The following is a 4,613-nucleotide window of genomic DNA, read 5'->3' as shown; positions in this document are numbered from 1 at the left end:
CACAGACGACAGCCATCTGGACTAAACTCATCACCTAAAAAGATCTGACCTTTGAACAAGCCAAACTCTAGTTTATAGTCCACTAAAATCATGCCGGCATCGGCAAATAGCTTCTGTAAATGTTCATTAACTTTAAACGTTAACTCTTTCATTTTGCTTATATCTTCAGCTTTAGCCCAGCCGAATGTTTCGATGTGATACTCGTTGATCATCGGATCATGTAACGCATCATTCTTAAGAAAAAATTCAAACACGGGAGGATTGAGCGCAAGTCCATCTTCGACGCCAAGGCGACGAACCAAGCTACCAGAGGCCACATTCCGTACCACACATTCAACCGGCACCATTTGCATGTTTTTAACCAAGGATTCCGTATCGTTCAACAGCTCTTCGAAGTGAGTTGGAATGCCTTTATCAGCCAAATATTGCATGATGAACGCATTAAACTTGTTATTGACCATGCCTTTACGATTTAACTGTTCGACTTTTTCACCATCAAATGCAGACGTATCATCACGAAAGCTCAGTACGACATAATCTTCATTATCTGTAGCAAAAACACTTTTGGCTTTACCAGAATACAATTCTTGTTTCTTTTGCATCAGCTATCTCTTAGCGGTTAGTTATTTCACGCCAGTCAAAACCGGCCTCTTGGTCTGCAATGCCAATCCAATCATGTTCACAAGCCAGTGCGTCAGCTAGTAACGGCACAACAAGCGATGGACAATTGTTTTTTTCTGAAATATGCATTGCCATAATATGCTGCAAGTTTGTGGTGTCAATTTTCTCAAGTAATGAGGCGGATTGCACGTTATTTAAATGTCCCAGTCTGCCACCAACACGCCGCTTAAGATGTTCAGGATATTCCCCCTGCTCCAGCATCATCATATCGTGATTGGCCTCTAACAGTAAGGCATTACAGCCAGATAATGTTTCCTCAATCAACGGTGTGATGGAGCCGACATCCGTCAGCAAACCTAAGCGGTGTTGACCATTACCAAAAACAAACTGGCTAGGCTCTCGTGCATCATGTGGCACAGGAAATGGTTCAACTTCTAAATCATTAATGCTGAATGTTTCATGGCAATTGAATGTCTTAATATGCGCTGCGATATCAACTGGCAAACAACCGGCCGTACCCGGTGTGGTATAGACAGGCAAACGAAATTTTCGAGCCATCACACGTATACCAGCCATATGATCGGCATGCTCATGTGTAACTAATAAAGCAGATAGCTGGTAAGGATCGACGCCCAGTTTCCGTAAACGTTTCTCAGCTTCACGAGCAGAAAAACCACAGTCAATCATGACTGTGGTTTTTCCAGCTGTTACCAGTGTCGCATTACCTCGACTACCACTTCCAAGGGAAGCAAATCGCATTATGGTGCAAGTTGTTCCTGAATCAGATCTAACAAACGTTTGGCAGAGTCATCAGAAGTACGTACTTCATTTGAGTCTAATACCATTACACGTGTTTGATCAGCATCTGACAGCAACTTAATGTAGTAGTATTCGTTTGGTTTTTTCTCTACATCATCACGCCAGAAGGCCAGTTTATCCAGCATGCCCTCATCATCTTCTTCGGCTTGCTTGAATGGATCAATGTAGCGGACAAAATACTGACCTTTGCTACGATCACGATCTTCAACTGAGAAGCCTTTGCTATCAAGGACACGTCCTACACGCCCCCAAACGGTTGAGAAACCCTGCTCGATCAATAAACTTTGCTGACCATTACTATCATCCATCAGTAATACACGAGCTGTTTCTTCAGGTGGTGGCGCTGGGGTTGCCAGTTTGAATTGCTCCATATCTTGCTGGTACAGCGTGCCTAAATAATCAGCTAATTGACGAAGCATCGCTTCATCTTTCTGGTTATTAGCTTGTTCACTGTCGGCACTTCCTAAATAGATATTGGCCATCTTAGAGGTATCACCACGTTCCATTCGGATGCGGTAAACATAACCATCTGCATCAGCTGTGGTATCCATCAGACCAATACGGTCATCAGCACGTGCAATCCCTAAATCTTTAGTCGCCCAAAAATCGATGATACGTTGCCAAGTCACTTCACGGTCACCAGGCACAACAAGATGACGGTCTGCACCTTCACCTGATAATGCAGGTTTGGATTCAGGCGTAATGTTGTATTTTGCAGCTAATGGGTTGGTTGCCGCTTCTTCAAATTCAGAGTATGTCGCTGTATTTGTCTGCTTACCAGAGATGTCATCTTTAATTCGACTAGTGCTTAAATCGGGCGGCACATCGAGAGGTGGCATAGTTTCAGCTTTACGGTATTTCTGTGTGTTATCTGGAACCACTTCATCTAATGATGAGAAAGCACCACAAGCAGTTAGAGCAGTCGTCATCATGACAACCAGCGATGTTTGTTTAAATAATTTTACGTTCATTTAATACAGTTCACTCACTTGAATTTAGTTGAGAACACCGGCAGTGTTCAATGCATCACGCACAGATTGATGATAATTCTCAGACAATACCGTCATTGGCAAACGAATGCCACTAGAAATAAGTCTCATTTCGTTCAAAGCCCATTTTACGGGTATGGGATTTGACTCGACAAACAAGAATTGATGCAGAGCCACTAATTTTGAATTAATGTCGCGAGCCAAAGTCTCATTCCCAGCTAAAGCAGCCTGACACATTTCATGCATGAGTTTAGGCGCGACATTTGCGGTGACAGAAATCACCCCCTGACCGCCTGCCAATATGAAATCGACAGTGTTGGCATCTTCACCAGTGTAAAGAGCAAAGCCTTCTCGTGATAATTGTTTAATTTGCTGAACACGAGAAACATCGCCAGTAGCTTCTTTGATGCCAATAATATTGGAAAGCTCTGATAACCTTCCAACCGTTTCAGGTAGCAAATCAGATGCAGTGCGACCTGGCACGTTATATAAGATTTGTGGAATATTGACTGCTTCAGCGATGGCTTTGAAATGGAGATACATGCCCTGCTGAGTCGGTTTGTTGTAATAAGGCGCAACAAGCAAAACAGCATCAACACCAAGATCTTTTGCTGATTGAGTCAGTTCAATAGCTTCTGAAGTCGAGTTGGCACCAGTACCGGCAATCACGGGGATACGCCCATTCACTTGTTCCACCACCAGACGAATCACGTCACAGTGTTCTTCTACGCTCAAGGTTGCAGATTCACCGGTCGTACCAACAGCGACAATGGCATCTGTGCCCTGGCTGATATGAAACTCGACCAGCTTTCGCAGGCTGTCAACATCCAAGGCACCATCTGCCTGCATGGGTGTGACAAGAGCTACCATACTGCCGCTAAACATATTTAAATGACTCCGAAAAAATAACAGGCATGGTACTTTGCCTGCCTGTTGATGACAAGATCCGACTGAATTGTGTAAGGTACTTTTCTTTCTCAATCTAATCAAACAGGACGACTAAGATGACACAAGTTAAAGTAGGTGAAGCTGTCCCAGACTTTACATTGCCAAGCACAGGCGATAAAACTTTCCAACTTTCAGCCATGAAAGGCAAACGCGTCTTAATTTATTTTTATCCGAAAGATAATACGCCCGGCTGTACACTCGAGGGTCAAAATTTCCGCGATAATATCGACTTCTTCACTGAGCACAACACCATCATTTTTGGTATTTCACGCGACAGTCTTCGTATGCATGAAAACTTCAAAACCAAACAATCATTTCCATTCGACTTATTATCAGACTCTGAAGAGGAAGCTTGCCGCTTATTCGATGTCATCAAGCTCAAAAAACTCTACGGTAAAGAACACATGGGCATCGTAAGAAGTACATTTCTCATTGATGAAAATGGTGTACTTCAGCAAGAGTGGCGCAATGTAAAGGTCAAACAACACCTTGATGAGGTTAAAGACGCCATATCGAACTTATAAACTCATCCATCAGAGGACTTGGCCATATCTCTACAGCGCCACAATGGATCGCTTTCATAGCTCGTTCGCACTTAATTCGTGCTTTTTATTATTACTACCTCTTTGTAGGTATACCAAAATAGATACTATTCGTATTGGTCTGTTTTTTGCTCTGGCAGTAATGAATAACACTGTTAGGGGTAACAATAAGTCCATTACGAAGTACTTCAATGAATCTAAGCCACAAAGAAAAAACGTGGTTACCTTGGTTCGGCCCGACCGGGAAACTGGCCATGTCCTGGTCATGCCGACTTAATCGACATAACTGCCAAAAAGTAGAAAAAACATTTGAGGGAATTGCGGCAACACGCGTCAAGATTCTCCACCAATGGGCAGACAATCATTGGAATCAAATGGCCTTTCTCGCAGAACAGTTGACAGCATGTTATCCAGAATTACCCTCATCATTATTACTGGATAGGCTCCATGCAGCGCCTGATTTCTCTGAAATATTCACGATTGATATCCATGGTACGGTCACTCAATCAACCTATTCACCTCATATCAACAAATCCGACTTGTCTTCTGAGGCAATAAAACAAGGTATTAGCAGTCAGTTTTTACATGGACCTTACATCGATAAATTAACGCTAGATATTGGTCCTTCAAGTTCGAAGTTTCATGATGAAGTCACGCTCATGTTCTATCATCCATTGATTACCGATGGGGAAAC

4 protein-coding genes and 2 pseudogenes are annotated in these 4,613 nt (G+C 42.9%); 2 read left to right on the top strand and 4 right to left on the bottom strand.

The window, feature by feature from the left end; genetic code table 11:
- The 4 genes and pseudogenes from purC to dapA form a co-directional block, all read right to left on the bottom strand.
- Positions 1–602: pseudogene (gene purC, locus B4K20_RS09455) on the bottom strand (phosphoribosylaminoimidazolesuccinocarboxamide synthase); the annotation flags it as partial.
- A 10-nt stretch (positions 603–612) separates the two neighbouring features.
- Complete coding sequence (locus B4K20_RS09450; protein WP_286304698.1) at positions 613–1,380, bottom strand: MBL fold metallo-hydrolase; 768 nt, start codon at positions 1,378–1,380, stop codon at positions 613–615.
- Positions 1,380–2,411 carry an outer membrane protein assembly factor BamC gene (gene bamC / locus B4K20_RS09445; RefSeq protein WP_289282695.1) on the bottom strand — a complete coding sequence of 344 codons (1,032 nt, stop codon included), beginning with the start codon at positions 2,409–2,411 and terminating at the stop codon, positions 1,380–1,382. Before bamC ends, B4K20_RS09450 begins: the two co-directional genes overlap by 1 nt.
- A gap of 24 nt (positions 2,412–2,435) precedes the next feature.
- A complete protein-coding gene (dapA, locus tag B4K20_RS09440) occupies positions 2,436–3,314 on the bottom strand; it encodes a 4-hydroxy-tetrahydrodipicolinate synthase (protein WP_286304700.1) in 879 nt (292 codons plus the stop codon).
- Positions 3,315–3,433: 119 nt separating this feature from the next.
- Between dapA and B4K20_RS09435 the strand changes: the two genes are divergently transcribed.
- Entirely contained in the window at positions 3,434–3,901 is a 468-nt protein-coding gene (locus B4K20_RS09435) for a peroxiredoxin (RefSeq protein ID WP_286304701.1), read from the top strand.
- 272 nt (positions 3,902–4,173) lie between these two features.
- A pseudogene (locus B4K20_RS09430) lies at positions 4,174–4,613 on the top strand (methyl-accepting chemotaxis protein); the annotation flags it as partial.

Origin of the sequence: Methylophaga sp. UBA5088 (assembly GCF_002414625.1) — a bacterium.
Classification (GTDB): Bacteria; Pseudomonadota; Gammaproteobacteria; order Nitrosococcales; family Methylophagaceae; genus Methylophaga; species Methylophaga marina.
This window is presented reverse-complemented; position numbering and strand designations above follow the sequence as displayed.